The 19,195-nt window shown below is 46.1% G+C and carries 16 protein-coding genes; 3 read left to right on the top strand and 13 right to left on the bottom strand.

Annotated elements, in window-relative coordinates; genetic code table 11:
• Positions 1-73: 73 nt before the first annotated feature.
• A complete protein-coding gene (artP, locus tag R7Z10_RS06590) occupies positions 74-802 on the bottom strand; it encodes an arginine ABC transporter ATP-binding protein ArtP (protein ID WP_318104390.1) in 729 nt (242 codons plus the stop codon).
• A gap of 427 nt (positions 803-1,229) precedes the next feature.
• Between artP and R7Z10_RS06585 the strand changes: the two genes are divergently transcribed.
• Together R7Z10_RS06585 and R7Z10_RS06580 are read left to right on the top strand one after the other, a co-directional pair.
• The gene (locus R7Z10_RS06585) at positions 1,230-3,464 is read left to right on the top strand and encodes a hypothetical protein (protein WP_238970841.1); all 2,235 of its coding nucleotides are present in this window, start codon (positions 1,230-1,232) and stop codon (positions 3,462-3,464) included.
• A gap of 141 nt (positions 3,465-3,605) precedes the next feature.
• Entirely contained in the window at positions 3,606-4,601 is a 996-nt protein-coding gene (locus R7Z10_RS06580; RefSeq protein WP_318104386.1) for an ABC transporter substrate-binding protein, read from the top strand.
• A gap of 82 nt (positions 4,602-4,683) precedes the next feature.
• On the opposite strand, the gene R7Z10_RS06575 is transcribed toward R7Z10_RS06580, so the two are convergent.
• From R7Z10_RS06575 to R7Z10_RS06545, 7 genes are all read right to left on the bottom strand, one after another.
• Positions 4,684-5,061, bottom strand: coding sequence for a nuclear transport factor 2 family protein (locus R7Z10_RS06575; RefSeq protein WP_047101148.1), 378 nt, complete (start codon positions 5,059-5,061; stop codon positions 4,684-4,686).
• A 142-nt stretch (positions 5,062-5,203) separates the two neighbouring features.
• A complete protein-coding gene (locus R7Z10_RS06570; RefSeq protein ID WP_226083104.1) occupies positions 5,204-5,935 on the bottom strand; it encodes a DUF3726 domain-containing protein in 732 nt (243 codons plus the stop codon).
• Complete coding sequence (locus R7Z10_RS06565; RefSeq protein WP_047100935.1) at positions 5,932-7,668, bottom strand: hypothetical protein; 1,737 nt, start codon at positions 7,666-7,668, stop codon at positions 5,932-5,934. Before R7Z10_RS06565 ends, R7Z10_RS06570 begins: the two co-directional genes overlap by 4 nt.
• A 101-nt stretch (positions 7,669-7,769) precedes the next feature.
• Positions 7,770-9,371, bottom strand: coding sequence for a BCCT family transporter (locus R7Z10_RS06560; protein ID WP_005375792.1), 1,602 nt, complete (start codon positions 9,369-9,371; stop codon positions 7,770-7,772).
• A gap of 109 nt (positions 9,372-9,480) precedes the next feature.
• A complete protein-coding gene (locus tag R7Z10_RS06555; protein WP_085568961.1) occupies positions 9,481-10,470 on the bottom strand; it encodes a membrane dipeptidase in 990 nt (329 codons plus the stop codon).
• Positions 10,471-10,539: 69 nt separating this feature from the next.
• Positions 10,540-12,000, bottom strand: a complete 1,461-nt coding sequence (locus R7Z10_RS06550; RefSeq protein WP_318104379.1) for an aldehyde dehydrogenase family protein — start codon at positions 11,998-12,000, stop codon at positions 10,540-10,542.
• A gap of 73 nt (positions 12,001-12,073) precedes the next feature.
• The gene (locus R7Z10_RS06545) at positions 12,074-12,472 is read right to left on the bottom strand and encodes a RidA family protein (RefSeq protein WP_005375789.1); all 399 of its coding nucleotides are present in this window, start codon (positions 12,470-12,472) and stop codon (positions 12,074-12,076) included.
• A 155-nt stretch (positions 12,473-12,627) separates the two neighbouring features.
• Here R7Z10_RS06545 and R7Z10_RS06540 point away from each other — a divergent pair, with 155 nt between their 5' ends.
• Positions 12,628-13,518, top strand: coding sequence for a LysR family transcriptional regulator (locus tag R7Z10_RS06540; RefSeq protein ID WP_017821200.1), 891 nt, complete (start codon positions 12,628-12,630; stop codon positions 13,516-13,518).
• 80 nt (positions 13,519-13,598) lie between these two features.
• Here the strand turns inward: R7Z10_RS06540 and R7Z10_RS06535 are convergent, their stop codons facing one another.
• The 5 genes from R7Z10_RS06535 to cyoB form a co-directional block, all read right to left on the bottom strand.
• Positions 13,599-14,705 (bottom strand): NADH:flavin oxidoreductase, encoded by a 1,107-nt coding sequence (locus R7Z10_RS06535; RefSeq protein ID WP_053307780.1) that lies wholly within the window; start codon positions 14,703-14,705, stop codon positions 13,599-13,601.
• Between the two features lie 672 nt (positions 14,706-15,377).
• Complete coding sequence (gene cyoE / locus R7Z10_RS06530; protein WP_033906955.1) at positions 15,378-16,292, bottom strand: heme o synthase; 915 nt, start codon at positions 16,290-16,292, stop codon at positions 15,378-15,380.
• On the bottom strand, positions 16,253-16,564 hold the full coding sequence (gene cyoD / locus R7Z10_RS06525; RefSeq protein WP_005375783.1) for a cytochrome o ubiquinol oxidase subunit IV: 312 nt from the start codon (positions 16,562-16,564) through the stop codon (positions 16,253-16,255). The genes cyoE and cyoD overlap by 40 nt, the downstream gene beginning before the upstream one ends.
• Positions 16,564-17,166, bottom strand: coding sequence for a cytochrome o ubiquinol oxidase subunit III (gene cyoC / locus R7Z10_RS06520; protein ID WP_005375782.1), 603 nt, complete (start codon positions 17,164-17,166; stop codon positions 16,564-16,566). Before cyoC ends, cyoD begins: the two co-directional genes overlap by 1 nt.
• A complete protein-coding gene (cyoB, locus tag R7Z10_RS06515; RefSeq protein WP_033906952.1) occupies positions 17,156-19,192 on the bottom strand; it encodes a cytochrome o ubiquinol oxidase subunit I in 2,037 nt (678 codons plus the stop codon). The genes cyoC and cyoB overlap by 11 nt, the downstream gene beginning before the upstream one ends.
• Positions 19,193-19,195: the final 3 nt, after the last annotated feature.

Below are 19,195 nucleotides of genomic sequence, written 5' to 3'. Positions count from 1 at the left end.
GTACTTAGTGGGCTGACACTCGCAATGACAGCCGAGCTTATCTGTTAAATAGACTGAACTTTAAATACGTGATTTAGTGATTTAGGTAGTCAGCAAACTGGGCGGTTTGCGGGTTAGAAAACGAATCATTTGTGCCGTGCTCAACGATGTGTCCTTTTTCTAAATACAGTACGTGACTAGCGATTTTCTTGGCGAAATCCACTTCGTGCGTCACAACTACTTGTGTAATTCCGGTTTCGCTTAAATCTTTAATAATCTTAACGACTTGGTTAGTAATTTCCGGATCAAGCGCAGCGGTCGGTTCATCAAAAAGCAAGACTTCCGGTTTCATCATCAATGCACGAGCAATCGCCACACGTTGTTGCTGACCACCAGAAAGTTGCATCGGCCATGCATCCGCTTTGTCTGCCAAATGCAGCGTCGCAAGAATTTGCATTGCCTGCTTCTTCGCTTCTTCTTTATCCATGCCAGATACTTTTACCGGAGCCTCAATCAGGTTCTCCATCACTGTCATATGCGGCCATAGGTTGTACTGTTGGAACACCATGCCCACTTTACGACGAAGCGCTAAACCTTGCTTCTCTTTGATTTCAGTTGAAAAGTCGAATGCGTCATTAGCGATGTTTAACTGGCCGTTATCCGCTCCTTCAAGAAGGTTAAGAACACGTAGTAGAGAGCTCTTCCCTGCACCACTCGGACCGAGTAACACCAGTGTTTCGCCGCTTTCACACTTAAAGCTGACATCGTGAAGCACTTGTGTCTCACCGTAGGATTTATTGATTCCGCTTACCTGAATAGTCATGCTGACATACCGCATTAATTGTCACTTGGTATTTATATTACTCAACTGGACTTTTTATGCAATAAAAATGTATAAAAATTTAATTTGTTAATTTTTTGTATGATCAGCCACCACCAAGACAGAGTATCTGACTGGTTTGAAGAGTTAGTTTTAACTGAATTTGTTGAAGAAAAATCCAACAACATGGTGACGACCGAAACAAGGTTAAAATGGTGGTTATTTTTGTGCTGACGTGTAGAGGAAGTTTTGAGTCTATGAGGATGATCTATTCCAAGTACACCCGCTCATTTCTGCACAGCATCCCCTGTTAGTTTTCCTGTAAAGTCCTCTATGGCAGGGTCCTGATTACGACTTCGCGAATGGACTATAATTTCTCTTTGTATCTGACTCTTAATTTGAGTCATCTAAGTATTAATGGGATAACTCCATGTTGAAGTCGCATTGTTTTTCTCTCGTTACACTCATTTCTTTGAGCTTGCTTTCTGTACCCAACGTTTGGAGTAGAACAGCAATCGTGTTACCTGGATTGCATGAACAGGGTATTGATCTTCAAGATAAGCCTATATCTGCTGCCGCTGCACTTGAATGGGAGTTGGATAATGCCGATATCGTGTTTGGAGCTTACAAAGATAAGAGTGATAACGAGCGTGTAAAAGCGCTTGGTTACATGTACAACCAAAAGCTGGAACTTAACTCAGGTTGGCTGGAAAACGATATACGTAACCAAGCAGAACTGAATGGAATTGACTACGAAGATTTCTTTCTCCACTTTTCTGAAGACACTATCCTAGCTGAAGTCGACTCAAGCCATGGTGAAAATACCTTACTCAATCGAAAACCGATGATCGTTGGCTATACCGCCAGCGCTGACCACGCCGGCTTTTGGCTATATCAACCACCGCCATGGGATGCTGATGTATTTGGCCAGGCGAATAATGGTGGAGCCCTCTATGTCTATCACTCAGAGAAGTTCGACCGCTTAGCCTTTACGTTCTCTCAGTTTGCTCAAGGCGGCAGCTTCACGATTGAATACCCTTCTGCTATCGACTCGTTTGGTCGGGTAACAGAATGGAAACGCTTCGCGATTAAAAAAGACAAAACTGAGAACATGACTAAAAACCAAACAGTAAACTGGTCTATTCCTTCGGATTGGGTTCGCGCTACAACGCATGATGGTAGCGGAAAAACTTATGGTGGCGGTCAGTACTTTGGCTCCACCTTTTTACGCGACGGCGGCCGCCTTTACTTTGCGAAAATTACTTGGCATGACGGCAACATAGAAAACCGCCCACGTCTCGAAAACATTCAACTCAAAAATAGCTTCCCTGCCGTCAATATCTCAGGAGCACCAACGGAGACACCGGAAGGTCAAACCATTCAACGCTGGCGTAAAATTCGTGGCTTCGACAAATCTGCAGATCGAAACCAAGACAATTATCTTTCTTGGAATGAATACAAAAACCGTTCGAATAAGAATGCAACGGCCCGATTTCGTTGGGAGTCACGGGTTATTCCATTTGGTCGTATGTGGAATCAAACCTCTTCTTGGGCATTGACCAATCTCGGTAATCCCGTTTTTACCAATACAATGCGCCACTATTACCAAGCTGAATGGGCGAAACAAGGTTTAAATGGTGCGTACAACGACGATACGAATAAGTTACTCGGTGCAAATCAGTTCTACATATATTCCGGAGGCACAGTGGATGAACTTGGTTTGGTGGCGGGTAGCCAAGCTGCTGACGATGCTTACAAAGCGCAATTCTCGGCGTTCTTGAATAAACTGGCAACGCTGGATGAAGATGCGTTAATTGGCCTCAACATAGGTACGGCAAACTTATTCGGTCGTAATGGGCAAAACCACTTGGTTAACGCTGGCTCCTTGTACTTGCGCGAGCACTACCTTTTCCCTGCTACCGGCTTTAGTGGCTATGCTGGCTTGGCTAAATTTTGGGATAACTCTGCACTCGCCAAAGCGGGTCAGAAAGTGATTTATCAAGCGACCACGCGTTATGGTCGAGTTCAATACTTTGGCAACACTGAGGATAACTGGAAACAGGACCAATACTCTGCACTAGCGGTGTTCTACTTAAACTATCACCCTGAGCGCATTTACTTTAATCAGTGGAACAATGGCTACTTATATGGAAGTAATAACACAACAAGTGACAACTTCTGGAAGGCAGGCGTACCAAAGAATATTGCTTATCAACCTAGCTCCTTGCTTGCCGTTGATTTGGGAGAGCCTGCCAATCAAATACCAGAGGGATATCAGGCGACTCCGCTAATGATGTCCACCAGCACGCCCTATTCCGCCGATTACACGGTGATTGGAGATGCTTCTATGAGCAAAGTGGCTCACCCTGACTTGCCTAATGGCGCTATCGATTTGTTACCAACCCATACGTACTTTGCGTATCACTCAGACGATACGGTAGTGATGCATGGCCCTACAGAGATGGTGTTAGCCCGCGAATTCACCAAAGGCCGAGTGCTGTATCGGACTGATTTCTTTGGCAAAAATATCGATTACTTCTCCTCACCGAAGATAACTATCGCACTTCCAGAGCCTATGCGACCTGTAGATCAAGACGGTAACATCGGCGACTATGTTTCTCATATTGAGATTGGCGGCTACGAAGGAGTGTTCTTGCTGTATTAACTCCCTTTCAACACGCCTCACCAAACGCTTCATAAATCACCGTTTTTATGCTTAACGTCACTGAAAAAAACTTGTTCACTGAATCTTTATAAACCGATGTATATACTGAAGTAAATGACAACGACAAGGAAATTCAGTCACATGAAGACGACACCTTCAATGCTCTCTGTTCTGCTGCTATCAGCATTATCTACTCATGCAAATGCGGACGAATGCGGAAAAATAACCATCGCAGACATGAATTGGAATTCGGCCAGCTTAATGGCGCACATCGACCAATTTGTCTTAAATGAAGGCTACCAGTGCGATGCGGAATTGATCCCTGGTGATAGCGTTCCTACAGGCACCTCTATGATTGAAAAGGGACAGCCTGACGTTGCGCCAGAGTTATGGACAAACGGTATTAAAGAAGCACTTGATAAAGGGATTGCGGATAAACGCTTGCGCACCGCTAGTGAATCGCTTGTCAATGGTGGTGAAGAAGGGTTTTGGGTTCCCGCCTATCTGGTAAAACAGTATCCAGAACTCGCGACGATAGAAGGCGTCATCAAGCACGCCAAACTATTTGAACACCCAGAGGATGATGACAAGTTCGCGTTTTATAGCTGCCCTGCTGGTTGGACATGCCAAATCACCTCCGGTCACTTGTTTAATGCATTAGGGTTAAGTGAGCACGGCTTTGAGATGGTTGACCCAGGATCTGGCGCAGCATTAGCTGGCACCATCGCCAAAGCCTATGATCGCAAAATGCCTTGGTTTGGTTACTACTGGTCACCGACCCCCGTATTGGGCAAGTATGATATGGTCAAAGTGGATTTTGGTAGCGGAACAGATTTAGAAGAGTATCGCAACTGTACCACTCAGCCTGATTGCGCTTCACCAAAAGTAACAATGTACCCACCTTCTCCAGTTCGCACAGTAACAACTGAGGCGTTTGCGAGCAAAGAACCCCAAGCATTCGCGTACTTGCAGAAACGCGGATTTACCAACGAGCAAATGAGTGAAATGCTGGCCTGGATGGAAGATAACTACGCAGATGGTGAAGAAGCGATGTTTTACTTCTTTAATACCTACCCTGACTTATGGAAAGGTTGGGTATCTGAAGACGTAGCAATGAAGATCGAAAAAGCACTCTAGTGATTGACGTCTAACTCGTACCAAATAATTTAGCCTCCCATACCATTTGAATAAATAGTATTGGAGGCTAATCAACGATTCGTTAATACATGGTGTGACCATTCAATGTTTCTTTAGGAATCTCTTGCAGAGCGTCCCAATGTTCGACGATTTTCCCATTATGATCAAAACGAAAGAAATCCATCGTCACGTATTCAATATCATTAGGCCATGTTTGGTGAGTGTGTAGTGCCACCAAATTCCCCTCAGCAATGGCTCGCACAAACGTAATATTTTTATCGGGATACTCGTTTTGCATCCGCTCAAAATACTCGATAAAAGCCTCGGGGCCATTTCCAACTAATGGATTGTGCTGAATGTACTCATCACCTACGTAGTCTTCAACTGCCTTTCTTGGGTTACCTCTATAGGCGGTTTCGTAAAACGCAATGGCATTTCTTTTATTCTCTTGCAGATCCATTTTTCTTACCTGTGTTGCTCCATCTTGCGGATAACGGTAATCATAGTCTTTGAACTTCAGTAGTGACCAAACATCGCGCACAAAAAAGGCCGCTAAACAGCAGCCTTCATCACTTCTACTTGGAATCATCGCCTTTCATCGCTTAAACCACACCGCCAGCACCGAGCATAGAACGCTCACTGTTCTCCACCAGCAACGCGGTTGCGGTTTGTTTCAGTGTTTCCCATTCTTGGTCTTCGACAAAGATACCATTTTGCCAAGAAGCTTGTTGCGTGCGGCTTAACTCATCACCTTCAATGTGGGTGGTATACCCTTGTGCACTTTTCTCGATATCGAAATCGTTCACGGAGAGCTCGATAACCATACTATGCAAATCCGTATCATGCCCATCAAACTGATCCGAGAAAAAGACTTCTGGCGCGATTCGTCCACGGTTTAACACATAAAGCGTTCGCTTGGGACTAGAGCCATTGACCCATTGTGCACGGCACGCAATGCCTTTTGCAGAGAGCTTCAACAACTCACTAAAACCTAGCCAACGATTATGGCACTGAGTCAACGTGATAGTAATCGACTTACGGTTAATCATTTTCTCAAGTGCGAAATCCAACACGGCGGGTAAGTGGCACGCCACACTGCCATTGTGCAAATCCATCTCGATACTCGCTGACGTGCTGTTGGTCACCGATACGGCGCAGTCCGAATCTAACCCAAGAAACAGGCTGGCGTTATTAAAATGACGAACTCCATGTAAGCCAACCATTTGCAAGTCCGCCACCATGTTCGCAATGACATCCGCCTCACCACAGTGACGGCGCATGCCAAGAAATGCCTTATTAACCGCGGCCACCAATTCGTTGTGAGAGACGATCATAATGCAAATCCTCCGTTGATTTTTTGATTGTCACTTTGCGCAATTTCGTCACGCGGCGGCATGCTAGGGAAAATCCATGTGTCTGCCAGTTTAGGATCGTGAATTTCATCCAACAGCGGCGCGCCTTGGAAAAAAGTTACTCGAACCCAACGATCCGAGCGTGGATCAAATTTAGTCGCACCAAAGATCGCCAATTTACAACGCAGTAAGTGCATTGGTAACGCATCTTTACGCAGCACATTCATTTGAATATCCCCCATCGCACGGTTGCCTAGCGTCCATACGCGACGTGTGATCGAACGATAAGCCGGTTTTTGCAATAGAAACTCTGCTACGGACATTTCTACATCACAGTCAAGCAAGGCCTGGTACAAGCGATTCACTTGTCTGCCGATATCAAGCGGCAGTTCTTTTTCTTCTCCAGCCTCTTCCCCGCGAACACCAAGCCTTGGCTCTTCTTTGTCTTGTGAACGATACCAGAACCAATAATTGTTCTCGGCCAGTGAGTAATCCGCATCAATCGCCCAGCGGTATTTGTTTTGCAACACTTCCAGTAAGTCTTGGATCTTTTTCCCGCCCGGAATCGATAACGTTTCATCCGTATTCATTTGGCTAGCAAATTCGTCCACCAAAGATGGGTAGAGTTCGATCAAGCAAGAGGTGAGGATTTCTTGGGCTTCCACACTCATTGTTTTCTTATGCTCGACCAAACTCGCCCAGTTCGGATGTAATGCCATTAACGTTGTTAGCTCTGATAGCAGTTGTTTGATGTCTGATATCGCTTGATGATTGAGCCTGTCTTGATGTTCATTGATGGTGATGACTTGCTCTAAATGACGCTGTGCTTTTTGTAGTAATCCTTGCAAAGGAGCATGGAATGAAGCTTCACATGGCATCGCAAAGACTCGCGCTACCGCACGTTCGCGAGAGGTCATCCATTGGTCAACGATGCACGGGTGATTAATCAAGTATGGAGCCATGCCTAAGCCAGTCGCATTGCCGACACCAAGGTAGCGCTGCAAGCCACGATGCAAAGCCACCACGTTGTCGCCACCTTGTTGAAGTGCCAGATAGTGCACCCAATCTAGGCTGAATTCACGCAACATATATACGGCACACATTTGCGCACTAAAAGACTGGCTGAAATCTGAGTTGTTCTCTAACAGTTTGAAATCGGCGATACCAAACTTTCCGTTACCATAAACAGCTGTGGTACGCAGGATATAACCCACTTCCGCTAACTCTTTCGGCTCAGGCTGCTCGCCTTGAGAAAGCGCGCTAACAATGTGCTCAAACACGCGCACACTTTTGTTTGCGCGAGCAAGAACAAGTACGTTGTTTGGATTACGTCCCGCTTCTTGCAGCGGTACATTTTCTCGCAATCTTTCCAACAAAGTAACATCAACATCGCCTTGAACCAGTGCAAATGTGACGTCCCACTTTTCAGCAATTACGCGATCATTACGCTCGTCGTCGGCAATTTCATCACAGAATACCACCAAATGATAAACGTGCTCTGGCGTGGTCAATTTGTAAATCACATGACCATAACCACGAGGACAAAGCTGCCACTCATGCTTGGTTACTTGCCAGTTTTGGCTTGCCATATTACGAATCAGACTGCGAACAAAGCTGATTCGGTTTTGGTGCATTGCGCCAAGCCTTTCGGCTGCCATGACAATCGCTGCATCGCGCATAGTTGCTTCCGTATAAGTAGAACGATGTGCATCCATTTTGCTCACCACCTATTTGTTATTGTAAGAATACTAGGGTTTGTGCGGATGCAGGAGGAAAACACCCGCACAAGCTCCACGTTGTTTGAATTAGATAATTGTTATAGCCCTTGCTCTTTCGCCATTTTGATTGCGATTTGCGGCGCATTCCAAAGTGACGGTAACAGAATCAACGAAACCGGAACCGCGGTAATCACAATGAAAGATTGCAGTGCAGAGATGCCACCAGAGCCAAGAGAAATCAGGATTAGTGCCGTCACACCCATCATTACGCCCCAGAAGGTACGGATGATCGCATTCGGCTCCGTTTCACCACTGATCACGACACTGATTGTGTAGGTCATTGAGTCGCCCGTCGTGACGATGAAGATCGTGGTTAAAATCAGAAATAGAATTGAAGTCAGCATTGGCATTGGTAGTTGCTGAGTCACTGCAAGCAAAGCACCTGGCAAGTTAAAGCCCTCAAACGCCGCACTCACGCTACCCGGTTCAGCAATTTCAAACGCAAGGCCTGAGCCGCCCACAATCGTGAACCAAAAACAGGTGGTTAACGGAGCCACAATACTGATGGTGGAAATAACTTGGCGAATAGTGCGACCACGGGAAATACGCGCAATAAAGATTGCCATCATCGGACCATAACCCAGGAACCAGCCCCAGAAAAATACTGTCCACCAACTTAGCCAACCTTCGTCACCGCGATAGGTCGCCATTGGGATAAAGTTATCCAACATGCTTCCTACACCTTGAATGTATCCGTTAAAGATAAAATTTGTCGGACCAAAAAACAGGATGTAAACCATCAATGCCATTGCCAGAATCACGTTGTAACGACTAAGCAGTTGCATGCCTCGGCTTAATCCACTGAGTGCTGACAAGGTGTAAAGCGCAATCGCAAACAAGATGATGATAAGCTGAGTGGTAAAGCCATCAGGAATATCAAACAGCGCATTTAACGCGTAGCTAACCTGCAAGCCTAAAAACCCAATTGGTCCGATGGTGCCCGCGGCTACCGCGATAATGCAGCACGCGTCAATCAATGCACCGAGTTGGCCTTTAAGTGCTCGTTCGCCCAAAACTGGGTAAAGCAAAATACGGGGTTTTAGTGGTAAACCTTTGTCGTAATGCAGGTGCATCACCACGATGGAAGTTAAGCTACCTACAATCGCCCAAGCCAGAAAGCCCCAGTGCATAAAGGATTGCGACAACGCATTCACCGCACCTTGCTGCGGGTTATCTTGCGCGCCGTACAAAGGGGGTGGGCTAACGTAATGCGCGATAGGCTCAGCCGCGGCCCAGAAAACACCACCACCAGCCAATAAGGTACAGAAAATAATCGCCATCCAGCGGAAAGAATCCATTTCTGGTTTTGCAATCCCGCCCAACATCACCTTGCCTGTTCGCCCTGCAGCCAAGCCAAGACCAATAAGAAAAGTGAGAAGCAGCAGTAACTGCCAGTATGGACCAAACACCTGAACTGCCCAGCTAAAACCGGCGTTAACGATCGTAGATAACAGCTCGCCGTCATAAAGTGCAATAGCAACGAACAACGCGATGAAACCACCGCTATACCAAAAGGCCGGGTTATTCAGTCCTAATTTGTCCATCGTGTTTTCTGTTGTTGATGTGTTGTGTTTTACTTTTGACTTGCCCGATGACACGCTCATCGTGGAAGCTTTCATGCTATTGGTTAAATCAGACATACTCTGGCTCCAGAGGTTCTTTGCAGCAGCCAAAGACTGGCTACAAATGTGAGTTTTACGCCTGCCGTATTGTTATTATGTGGGCAGGCGGTTCCTACTTTGGGGAATGCTATGAAAGAGGCTCTAATCCTTCTTTAAGGAAGTTGAACCAGTTTTCACCCAATATTTTTCCAGCCTCAGATTCACTGAATCCGTGACCCATTAATCCGTTGTAGATGTTCTCCATCCCTGCGCTGCCGCAGAACCATGGCAGCGCATCTGGCCATCCCGAGTTACTTGCTGAACCTTCGCCGTAATCCATCGCTTTTGACCAACGCCCGTTGCGCATCCATTCCAATACTTGTTGCGGTTGGTTTAAGCACAGATCACTACCGATGCCTAAATGGTCGACGCCAAACATGTCTGCGGTTTTCGCAACCATCTGGCAGAAATCATCCAGCGTGCACTGGCTGCCATTTGGTAAATGGAACGGATATAAACTGAATCCAATCAAACCACCGCGCTCCGTCAGTGCTTTGATCACGGTGTTGGACTTGTTGCGCAGTGCGTCATGCGCAAACGTCGGGTTAGCATGGCTGATACAAATTGGACGCGAAGAAAGATCGATGGCTTCCAACGTCGAACGCTCTGCACTGTGGGACATATCAATGATCATCCCGACTCGGTTCATCTCTTCAATCGCTTGCTTACCAAAGCGAGTTACGCCGGAATCGTTTTGTTCGTAACAACCTGTCGCCAGTAAGCTTTGGTTGTTGTAGGTCAGTTGCATGATCAGCAGACCTTGGCGGCGCATCACTTCAATCAGACCAATTTCATCATCGATAGGTGAGCAATTTTGCGCGCCGAAGAAGATGCCGACTTTGCCTTCTGCTTTGGCTTTTTCTACATCTGCCATTGAATAAATAGGCATGATGAGGTCCGCATTTTGCTCGAAGCGCAAGTTCCATTCAGCAAAACGCGTTAAGGTTTCGCGCGCAGTTTCGTGGTAGACGATGGTGGCATGAACGGCGGTAATGCCACTCGCCTTAAGCGTTTGGAAATACTCTCGATCCCAATTGCAGTACTGCAATCCGTCAATCACAATCCGTTGTTGGTACATAACCACTCCTTAAACAATTTCTTAGCCTTTCAGTGCGGGTAACTGACACCATCAGCTACCCTGCTGTTCTTAGTAAGGACGCTGATAAGCGGTTTTCACTACGGTGTAGAACTCTTTGGCGTACTGACCTTGCTCACGAGGACCAAAGCTAGATTCTTTACGGCCACCAAATGGAACGTGATAATCTGTACCCGCAGTTGGCAAGTTAACCATGACGCAGCCCGTTTGGACTTGCTGTTTGAAGATCGCGCTATTACGCAAGCTTTGCGTGATAATGCCGCCTGTCAGGCCAAAGCGCGTATCGTTCGCGACTGCAATTGCCTCATCCAGATCAGAAACGCGAATCACGCTTGCCATTGGTGCAAAGACTTCTTCTTGGTTCACTTCCCAGCTGTTTTGTGTGTTCAAGAACAGGGTTGGTGACATGTAGTAACCGTCATGCTCTAGGCTCAGACGCTCACCACCGAAAGCCAACTCCGCGCCTGCTTGGCGTGCGTTTTCGATCCACTCAAAGTTCGCATTCAGCTGGTTACCATCAACCACAGGGCCCATGAACACGCCCTCTTCCAGTGCGTGACCCACTTTAAGTTCGCTCATGCGTTTGATTAGCGCTTCAACATACGCGTCGTGAATTCCGTCCATAACCACAAGACGAGAAGACGCGGTACATTTTTGACCTGCACCCGAGAATGAGCCTGCGATTGTCGCTTCGACAGCAATTTGAATGTCTGCATCATCTGCCACTACGAGCGCGTTTTTGCTGCCCATCTCTAGCTGACAACGTACAAAGTTTGGTGCCGTAGCCGCTGCAACTTTACGGCCTGTGTCCACAGAACCAGTGAAGCTCACGCCGTTCACATCCTTCGAATTGATAAGGGTATTACCTACTTGCGAACCGCTACCCAAAACGAGGTTAAACGTGCCAGCAGGTAAACCTTGGCGATGGATAATCTCTGTCAGCGCGACGGCACTTGCTGGGGTTAGGTTGGCAGGCTTCCAGACGACGCTGTTGCCAAGCGCAAGTGCTGGCGCGATTTTCCAAGCAGCTGTTGCTGTTGGAAAGTTCCAAGGAGAGATAATGGCGATAACGCCGACGGCTTCACGAGTAACTTCAACGGAGACACCTGGACGGACGGAAGCAGCGTTATCGCCAATTTGACGCAGAACCTCAGCAGCAAAGTATTGGAAGAATTGGCCAGCACGGTAAATCTCACCTCGACCTTCAGCAAATGGCTTACCTTCTTCACGCGAAAGCAAGGTTCCCAATTCGTCACATCGTGCAATGAGCTCATCACCAATCGCTTGCAGCACTGCTTGTTTGCGCTCGATTGGTGTTTTTTCCCACTCTGGCTGCGCTGATTTAGCCGCTTGAATCGCTTGCTCTACTTGCGACACACTCGCTTGTGAGAAATCGCCAATGTTTTCGCTGATATCAGAAGGGTTAATATTGGCGATGGTGTCCATGCCCGATTGCCACTCACCCGCTATATAGAGGGATTTTTCTGCTTGAACATTGTTAATAAAAGTCATGGTTCTTTCCTTGTTCTTCCGATTTGTGATGGCAAGCCACCCACTCACTGATCTCTAATTGTTCTTATTGGATTTATTCTGGTTGGCTTGCCGACGCGTAGACGACAAACTCCACCAACATCTCTTCTCGTGCTAACCCTGCAACCACCATGGCGGCGCGATTTGGGTACGGCGCTTCAAAATATTCCGCGTACACTTGGTTAACGGTCTTTAAGTATTCTCTGTCAGTCACATAAATCAGGACCTGCAACACCGAGTCCAAAGACTCCCCGGCACACTCCAGGGTGTGAATGAGATTGTTAAAGGTTTGACGTGTTTGTGCTTCGATACCGCCTTCCACAACCGCGCCTGTGTCATCAATAGGAATTTGAGCCGTATACAGAGTTCCGTTGTTGACTATCGCCCATTCAAGCGGCGCTTTAGAAGCAAATAGACTGGTTTTAACTGGGTGTTTTTTAGTAGGAGTATTCACGTGCCTTTCAACCTTTGTAACAGCTTTGTTTCAATATGGTTAAATGATGCACATTGACAGGCGATAAATCTAACGGTAAATTTTTGACATTTGATAAATTAAACTTATCACTCTATTTAAAATAACGTAAATAAAGGGATTAAGAGGCATTAGGGATGAGTATTAAGCTTCAACAATTAATGCATTTTGTGATGGTAGTCGAGGAAGGAGGCTTTCGAGCCGCTTCACATCGTGCAAATCGTTCTCAGGCGGCACTGTCCACATCGATAAAAGAGCTTGAAAAAATTCTAGGGCAAACGCTGTTTGAACCCGGAAACAAAACCAAATTGACCCCGTTTGGTGAAATTTGTCTGCCCAAAGTGGTTCAGTTTCTCAATATCTACAGTGCACTAGACAACGATCTCAAAGCAGCCGCTGCCGGACAGCAAGGGAGAGTGCGAATTGCGAGCGTTCCTTCTGTTGCAGCAAAGCTCATTCCTAGCGTGTTGGGCGCCTTTTGCGAACAGTATCCAAATGTAGAAGTAAGCTTGATAGACGATAATGCTGCTGGTGTCGAGGCTCGCCTACTCTCCGGTGAGGTCGACTTAGCGCTCGGTAACCCCTCTCACCTCGATGAGGGCGGCATTGACTTTACGCCGCTGTTAGCTGATCCAATAGGCGTGGTGTGTTTAAAGGACAACCCTATTGCGAGTCATCCAGAAGGAGTCGAGTGGCAAACTTTGTTGGAACAACCCTTTATCCGTAACGGCACTTGTACACTTCTCGATCCAACCCCAGCAAGAGCTCTGAGTCAGCAAGCGCTCTATTCGGTCGAAAATATTACTTCGCTGTTTTCTGTCTTAGAACTTGGGATTGGTGTCACGACCCTACCGAAGCTTGCTTTCCCAACCAATGAAACACGCTTGGTTTGGATTCCGCTTATCGATCCACCACTTGAAAGGCAAATTGGTATATTTACGTTAACCGATCGCACGATCTCGCCTCAAGCTAAAGCATTTCACGATCTTTGTGTGCATTATTTAAACTATCAAAAAGAAGATAAATAATGGTTCGATTAACATGCGGATAATTAAAAGCCTCCATATTCAGAGTGGAGGCTAATTTGTATTTGTGTAGTCGCTTCGTTTTATTTTTTGCGACGATTTCGGTTCTTATACACCACGCAAAAGTTACCACGCTTGGTACGACACTTTGAGCAACGTTCGCAATCTACTGGTGCGCGATTGCCTTCTTTCCAACGTTTGATCAACTGTGGCTCAGCCAATAAAGGGCGTGACACAGCAAAAAATTGGATATCTGTGTTTTCTGCAATTTTCTCAATCGCATCAATGTCGCTCAGCCCGCCGACAGTAATCACCGGTATGCTAACGTCCTGACTGATCACGTGACCATATTCGTGAAAGTAACCTTCTTCTTGTAGTGTGTAACCATCGAACGTTTGACCAACAAGTTCGTTTGCTTTGCCGTGAACATTGCCAGATACGATGATCGCATCAACGCCTACTTCTTCAAGTTTCTTACAGACGACGCGAGTTTCATCGAACGTTAAACCGCCGTCAAAGAACTCTGTTGCCGTCAGTTTAACGAGGATGGGAAATTCGCTTCCAACCAGCTTTCTGGTTTCAGAATAAATTTCTAAAAGAAAGCGCATGCGATTTTCTAAGTCACCACCATATTCGTCTTCGCGACGATTATAGTACGGGCTTAAAAACTGGTTAATTAAATAAGTGTGCGCCGCATGAATCTCTACGCCGTCAAAACCAGCGTCTTGAGCACGTTTACTCGCCAATGCGAATGCCTTTACGATGTAGTCTATTTCGTCCTTTGTCATCGCTTTGCCTTGCGTATTTGTACCACGCTCAGGCACGTCACTCGGAGCGAAGATGACACGCTCACCGACGTTATGGGTGGTTTTGGTGCCACCGTAAGCAATTTGCATCACGATTTTAGAATCTTGTTGATGTACTAGCTCTGTTAGCTTTTTGTATTCTTCAATAAAAGAGTCGTTGTAGATCCCCATCATACCTGCGTTGGGTTTCTCTTCTTCAACGATATTGGCATAACCCGTAACAATAAGCCCAACTTCCCCTTTCGCAAGCGTTTCGTAAATATCGTAAAGCTTTACCGTCATGTGACCATCTTCGGTCGCCATGTTCTCCCACGTTGCGCTTCTCACAAAACGGTTCTTTAGGGTCATGTTGCCAATTCGGGCTTCGGAAAACAAAATGCTCAAAACCAGTCCTCTTAAAGTTGTCTTTATGTTTTATCTTTTCGCAAGTAAACAAGATCGAAAAAGGAACAGCGATACACGATGTATGGCTGTTCCTTCTCTGAATCCTTGAGACCTGCAAACTACAGGCGCACCTTAATGCCTCGGAGACGACAAAACTTTAATCTGGGTTAAGGTTTAGTGAGTTTTTAGATTATGTAAAAGGATGATTCCCAATCGTGTTCATTTCACTGGAGTTAAGATGCTTCCTCTCCCACTTTCAGTAGTAAAACTTGTGTATTTCGCTAGCAGGTGATTCAACTCAAACATTCACATTGTTAGTTTGTATGCTGCTATGAGAACTAGCACTCCCCCCAAATGTTTACATTACAAACTATCGATATTGAATTCTCATATGGTAAGTAGAGTTATTGCGCTGTTTATACTTTTTAGCTTAACCGTCGCTATCTCTTGGCATTATTACGCATCAGCGGAAACGCGCGACCCACTATGTTTTACACTCTGGTTGTTTTTGCTTTTAGATATGAATACGTGATAGTGAAGCTAGAGGAGGAACAGGAAAAACAGGGAAAATAAAGGACAATAGAAAGTTAAATGACCTTACTTCCAGGTAAGGTCATTCATGCATTCAGCAGCAAAAGATATTGGCGCTTAGCAAACGCTTAGGTTTGGTTGTTACAGAGCTAGAGGAATCAACTCGACGCCAAGCACACCACTGATCCCCATCACCACTAGCAGTGAGACTTTAAACACCGACTTTGACCAAGCGATGTAGTTGTTGTCATCAATGCTGCGAAAGGTCACTTTCGTCCACATAAAGCAAACAACCGCTGCAACCGCTAAGTATTCATACCCGGCTTCACCTAGTAAAAATAACCCCAATGATGCTGCTCCAAAAGCCACGACATACGCTTTCATGTGTCGATGCGCTTTATGAATGCCTTCTTTAACTGGCAATACGGGAATCCCGGCTTCTCGGTAGTCTTGCATGCGGAACATGGCAATGGCATACGAGTGCGGCATTTGCCAGAGACAGAACATGGTAAAGAGTAAAATCGCTTCCAAGCTAATGAAGTTTGTTACCGCTAAGTAACCCACCAATGGCGGAACTGCGCCTGAGATACTTCCCACTAAGGTCCCATACACCGAGTTACGTTTGTACCACATCGTGTAAAAGAACACGTAATACACGTAGCCAAGCAACACGACGACAGCGGATAGTGGGTTCACTCGGATAAATAACAGTGCGGTTCCTACCAGCAATAAAGCAAGTGCATAAACAAACGCAATATCGATATTGATGTTGCCTTTCACTGTTTCACGATTTCGTGTACGTGCCATCTTTTGGTCGATATCACGATCGAAAATATTATTCACCACACAACCTGAAGCGATGACTAACCCAACACCAACTAACGTCGTAACGAACAGCATTAGACTGGCTGGTTCTGTTTTTGCGGCGAGGAAGAACCCCGCCGCAACAGAAATCAGGTTGCCGAAAATAATGCCCGGTTTAGTGATAGACAAATAACTTTTCAGCATACCTTGACCTACAACTTCATGTTGACGTTCATGTTGTAGATGATCCATACCGAGCCAGCGATAAGGATAAGTACAACAATGGCGGTAAACATCAGTGATACAAGGTTCCAACGTCCGTCGGATGTTTTTGTTTCCATGTGCAAGAAGTATTTAAAGTGAACAAATATCTGCACTAATGCACATCCAAATAGAATCGCATAGGTCGTTGTATCTGGTAATGATTTCGTCCAAACAAAGTAGAACGGAATTACCGTCAGAATCAGTGAGGCAATAAAGCCTTTCACGTAATCTGACGAACTGGTTTCTACATGTTGATCCATTACATTACCCCCAGTAAGTAAACGATGGTAAAGACACAAATCCAAACGATATCTAGAAAGTGCCAGAATAGGCTTAAGCAGTTAAAGCGCATTGCCATATTGTCGTTCAGACCTTTCGTCGACAGTTGATGATACGCTACCGCTAACCAAATCAGACCAAAGGTTACGTGCAGGCCGTGCGTACCAACCAACGTAAAGAATGCCGATAGGAATGCACTTGTTTGTGGCCCATAGCCTTCTTCAATCAGGTGATGGAACTCATAGACCTCCATACAGATAAAGCCAAGACCAAGCGCGAACGTGACTAACATCCAACGTTTGAGACCAGCAACGTTGTTGCGCTTCATCGCGATAATGCCAAAACCAAATGTGATACTGCTAAACAGAAGCAGCATGGTTTCGACAAACACGAATGGGAGTTCAAAAATGTCTTTACCTGTTGGGCCCGCAATTGAATTGCTCGACAGCACAGCGTATGTCGCGAACAAGGTCGCAAACAGTACACAGTCACTCATCAGGTAAACCCAGAAGCCAAATAGCTTGTTGCCATTCGTGTCATGGTGGTGATCATGGTCGTGATGTGCTGCGATATTAGTTTGCATACGTCACCTCCAGATCATCTTTACTTTCGCTGTCTTTCACTGAGTTTTTCTTCGCTTCTTCAAGCTGAGCTCGACGTTCGGCCTCAATTGCTTTGATCTCTTCAACTTCCACGTAGTAATCCACATCATCGTTATAGCTATGCTGAATACACGTCACGATAATACCGACCAAACTTGCCGCCGCTAGCCACCAGATGTACCAAATCATGCCGAAGCCAAATAGGAGCGACCAAGCCGACACGTAGATGCCTGTTGCCGTGTTTTTTGGCATATGAATACGTTCGTATTCCACTTCTTTATTTGGATCGAACTCGCCACTTTGTTTCTGGTACCAGAAGGCATCCAGCACATCACCTTTTGGTAGGTGCGCAAAGTTGTAGAACGGCGGTGGAGACGATGTTGCCCACTCAAGAGTACGACCACCCCACGGGTCACCAGTTAGATCACGGTTTTGCTCGCGGTCACGGATACTCACGTAAATTTGGATGAACTGAGACAATACGCCCAGCGCAATCACAACCGTACCTGCTGCGGCAATCGACAACAGTGGGAAGTATTCTGGGTTGATGTCTTGGCTTAAACGACGAGTCATCCCCATAAAGCCCAGCGCATAAAGCGGTAGGAACGCCATTAAGAAACCAATAATCCAAAGATAGAACGCACGTTTGCCCCAAGTTTCATTCATGGTGAAACCGGTCGCTTTCGGGAACCAGTAAGTGATCGCAGCGAAACATCCAAACACGACACCACCGATGATAACGTTGTGGAAGTGAGCGATAAGGAATACTGAGTTATGCAGAACGAAATCTGCACCCGGAACAGCCATTAGTACGCCCGTCATACCACCAACAGTAAAGGTGATCAGGAAACCCACCGTCCACATCATTGGCGTCGTAAAGCGGATGCGGCCTTTGTACATGGTGAATAGCCAGTTGAAGATCTTCACCCCTGTTGGGATAGAAATGATCATCGTGGCAATACCGAAGAAGGCATTTACGTTCGCGCCAGACCCCATCGTAAAGAAGTGGTGTAGCCAAACAACAAAGGCAAGAATCGTGATAACTACGGTAGCCCAAACTAGCGATGTGTAACCGAACAACTTTTTACGTGAGAAGGTTGCGGTGACTTCTGAGAACACACCAAAAATTGGCAAGATCAAAATGTACACTTCTGGGTGACCCCAAGCCCAAATCAGGTTGACGTACATCATTACGTTGCCGCCAAGATCATTGGTAAAGAAGTGCATGCCTAGGTATCTATCCAGCGTAAGCAGAGCGATAGTCACCGTTAGGATTGGGAATGAAATGATGATCAAAATGTTTGCACACAGAGACGCCCAAGTGAAAACTGGCATCTTCATCATTGGCATAGACGGTGTACGCATACGCAAAATGGTCGCAAAGAAGTTCACGCCTGTTAACGTCGTACCAACACCTGATATCTGCAGCGCCCAAATCCAATAGTCGACCCCGACTCCTGGGCTTGCCTCAATACCTGAAAGCGGCGGATACGCTAGCCAACCTGTACGACCAAATTCACCTAAGCCGAGAGACATGTTTGTTAGGATGACACCAACAACAAACAGCCAGAAGCTCAAGTTATTCAGATACGGGAAAGCCACGTCACGTGCACCAATCTGCAATGGCACGATGATGTTCATCAAACCAATGACCAATGGCATCGCTACAAAAAAGATCATGATCACGCCGTGGGCAGTAAAAATTTGATCGTAGTGATGCGGTGGCAAGTAACCTGCTTCACCCGCAGAAGAAAGGAGTTGCTGACTACGCATCATGACTGCGTCAGCAAAACCACGAACAAGCATCACCATCGCTACTGCGATGTACATGAAGCCAAGTTTTTTATGGTCTACTGAAGTAAACCATTCATTCCACAAATATTGCCACTTTCCGGCTTTGGTCACCGCGTAAACTACGGCTAAACCAACCAGCGCCACAACCGCTAGGGTGATGACGATAATAGGTTCGTGGAATGGAACTGAATCAAGAGTTAATCTTCCAAACATTAC

Origin of the sequence: Vibrio sp. Vb1018, assembly GCF_033338775.1 — a bacterium.
Classification (GTDB): domain Bacteria; phylum Pseudomonadota; class Gammaproteobacteria; order Enterobacterales; family Vibrionaceae; genus Vibrio; species Vibrio alginolyticus.
The sequence above is the reverse complement of the archived record's forward strand: the minus strand, read 5'-3'. Positions and strand labels throughout refer to the sequence as shown.

Coding starts and splice junctions, on each gene's coding strand:
- artP (WP_318104390.1), bottom strand. CDS start 802: ATGACTATTCAGGTAAGCGGAATCAATAAATCCTACGGTGAGACACAA.
- R7Z10_RS06585 (WP_238970841.1), top strand. CDS start 1,230: ATGTTGAAGTCGCATTGTTTTTCTCTCGTTACACTCATTTCTTTGAGC.
- R7Z10_RS06580 (WP_318104386.1), top strand. CDS start 3,606: ATGAAGACGACACCTTCAATGCTCTCTGTTCTGCTGCTATCAGCATTA.
- R7Z10_RS06575 (WP_047101148.1), bottom strand. CDS start 5,061: ATGGATCTGCAAGAGAATAAAAGAAATGCCATTGCGTTTTACGAAACC.
- R7Z10_RS06570 (WP_226083104.1), bottom strand. CDS start 5,935: ATGATCGTCTCTCACAACGAATTGGTGGCCGCGGTTAATAAGGCATTT.
- R7Z10_RS06565 (WP_047100935.1), bottom strand. CDS start 7,668: ATGGATGCACATCGTTCTACTTATACGGAAGCAACTATGCGCGATGCA.
- R7Z10_RS06560 (WP_005375792.1), bottom strand. CDS start 9,371: ATGTCTGATTTAACCAATAGCATGAAAGCTTCCACGATGAGCGTGTCA.
- R7Z10_RS06555 (WP_085568961.1), bottom strand. CDS start 10,470: ATGTACCAACAACGGATTGTGATTGACGGATTGCAGTACTGCAATTGG.
- R7Z10_RS06550 (WP_318104379.1), bottom strand. CDS start 12,000: ATGACTTTTATTAACAATGTTCAAGCAGAAAAATCCCTCTATATAGCG.
- R7Z10_RS06540 (WP_017821200.1), top strand. CDS start 12,628: ATGAGTATTAAGCTTCAACAATTAATGCATTTTGTGATGGTAGTCGAG.
- cyoE (WP_033906955.1), bottom strand. CDS start 16,292: ATGGATCATCTACAACATGAACGTCAACATGAAGTTGTAGGTCAAGGT.
- cyoD (WP_005375783.1), bottom strand. CDS start 16,564: ATGGATCAACATGTAGAAACCAGTTCGTCAGATTACGTGAAAGGCTTT.
- cyoC (WP_005375782.1), bottom strand. CDS start 17,166: ATGCAAACTAATATCGCAGCACATCACGACCATGATCACCACCATGAC.
- cyoB (WP_033906952.1), bottom strand. CDS start 19,192: ATGTTTGGAAGATTAACTCTTGATTCAGTTCCATTCCACGAACCTATT.